The sequence below is a fragment of the Microcystis sp. M53603_WE2 genome (genome assembly GCF_030065435.1).
In genome coordinates this window covers 1-2267 of sequence record NZ_JASJFF010000604.1, presented here as the reverse complement: position 1 = coordinate 2267, position 2267 = coordinate 1, and the positions used below count along the sequence as shown (strand labels likewise).

Sequence of the window (2267 nt, the reverse complement as noted above, 5' to 3'; positions counted from 1 at the left end):
GGAAGAAGCATATCCGTCGTTAAAGCAGATTTTCTTCCTCAGTGCAACCTAAGTCGATGCTTTCTCACGAGTGCGGGTTCATTTTCTAGGTTGACTTCGGCTTCCTTACCAGCATTTATTGAGATGTTGCTAAAATAGGGTTAAATAAGGAAATAGAAATATTAGGGGACAAAGGCTATCAAGGGATTCAGAAAATCCATCAAAACAGTCAAATTCCTCATAAAAAAAAGAAAACAGAAAAACTAAGTAAAGAGCAAAAAAAAGCCAACCGTCAGTTATCACAACGGCGCATAGTTATAGAACATATTCATCGTCGTCTCAAAATATTTCGGATACTTTCATCAAGATACAGAAATCGCCGACGGCGATTTGGTCTGAGATTGAATTTGATTGCTGGTATCTACAATTACGAACTTCGTTACCGACAAAAATATATATCTTGATTACTTTTGCAAGAGATCTACTGTAGGAGGTCCTTGGATTTTGCCACCCAGTGATTGCCATCCACTCCAACTGCTAGGACTTCCATCGCCATAATTATGATACACAGCCCCATCTTTTTGTTCGCGTATAAATACGTCTAGCCGGCCTTTAGACCATGCAACCGCAGCAGGAGGGTCAGATGTACCAGGTCTATTGGTATTAATTGGGCCACCCACATCATACCAATCTAATTGTGATGGTTTCCAGGGAAATACTCCATCCGACGACTTGTGTTTAATGGTACCATCCCACGACCGGACGAAAATATCAATCCTCTCATCCCCCCAAGAAACAACCGTTGGCGATCCTTTTAACGGTGAGCCACCTAGTGTTTCCCATCCGCTCCAGTTGTTAGGATTGCCATTTCCATAGTTATGATACACATTCCCGTCTAAAGCGAGTACGAAAACGTCTAAACGACCTTTAGACCATGTTACTGCGGCAGCAGACTCAGATGTTTCAACCCCCAGCAGGGGTTGCCAATCTAATTGTGAGGGTTTCCATCCCTTGCCATCCCACCACTTGTGGTAAATACGATTATCCGTGCCACGGGCAAAAATATCGATTCGATTATTTCCCCAAGAAACAACTGTAGGAGAACCTTGAATCAGACCACCCAGTAGTTCCCATCCTGCTAAAGGTTTATCGTTGTTACTTCCATAATTGTGATACAGAGCGCCATCGACACCGCGGGCAAAAATATCAAGTCGATTGCTAGACCATGCCACTGCCACTGGGTAATCCGTAATCCCCCCCCAAGCGGCTGCCAATCAAAGTCAGATGGTTTCCACCAGGCTTTGTTGTCGAACCACTTTCGATAAACACGACCATCGATACCACGAGCAAAACAGTTCAACCAAATAGGGTTTTTTACTATTGGTTCTGCCTGTCCAAACAAGCTTTTGTATTTTGTGACAATTGGATAGGGAATTGTGGCAATTTTTAACATAGGATATACATGAATTAGGAAATTAAGTGTTTAATTTTAACTGTTCTTGCGAACTTATTATCGACCTTACTGTTCGACGAGCATAACTGTAATCCTAGACGGATTTTTTCCATACAAAACCCTTTTTAAGATTTTCTTAAGTAGGGAGGCACAATTATTTGTAGGATGGGTTAGCGGTAGCGTAACATAATCGGGCGTTGGGTTTCATGCTTCAACCCAACCTACGTTCATCTTATAAGTACCTAAGCAAAATTAATTACACATATCTAACCACCTCTTGCCCCTTGCCTATCTTCACTAGGAAATTAATTTTGCACGACTACTTATTTAATTCCACCCACCCACTTAAAAATTATAATTTATCCATCTAATCACCCTCTACCCCAGCAGCGCATTCTTAGTCATTGCTGAATTAAGGTATCAAGGCCAACCTTGCACCCATCCAAAAGTTAGTTTGGAGCTAAGTTTTTAAAATCCCTTATTAGTCGGGTAAATTCCCGACTCTCTCCGCCAAGATTCGATATTCGATCGCTGTCATCTGGCTATTCATTATCCTCTTTTGGTTAGCCCAAATTCAGGGATCGATCGATGCCCGTCACGATCTTGAAAATGGCTGTACCCTTAACTGTAAGTAGGTAGGCGTTAAAAGTTATCAGATACCCCCCTTATCAAGGGGGATCCCCCCGCCTATCGGCACCCCCCTTATCAAGGGGGGCAGGGGGGATCGGCACCCCCCTTATCAAGCTATCCATTAGTCGGATCTTTCTTAACAAAAAGAGAAGAAACTTAAAAAAAGGGGAAACGATTGATAGGTATAGTTTTGAAAGAAGGAATT

General features: G+C 42.3%; 1 protein-coding gene and 1 pseudogene. One reads left to right on the top strand and one right to left on the bottom strand.

Annotated features, from left to right (window positions below; translation table 11 throughout):
- Positions 1–152: 152 nt before the first annotated feature.
- Positions 153–443 (top strand): annotated as a pseudogene (locus PX481_RS12870) (transposase family protein); the annotation flags it as partial.
- Here PX481_RS12870 and PX481_RS12865 read toward each other — a convergent pair.
- Positions 444–1253 carry a PLL family lectin gene (locus PX481_RS12865; protein WP_288024823.1) on the bottom strand — a complete coding sequence of 270 codons (810 nt, stop codon included), beginning with the start codon at positions 1251–1253 and terminating at the stop codon, positions 444–446.
- Positions 1254–2267 lie beyond the last annotated feature (1014 nt).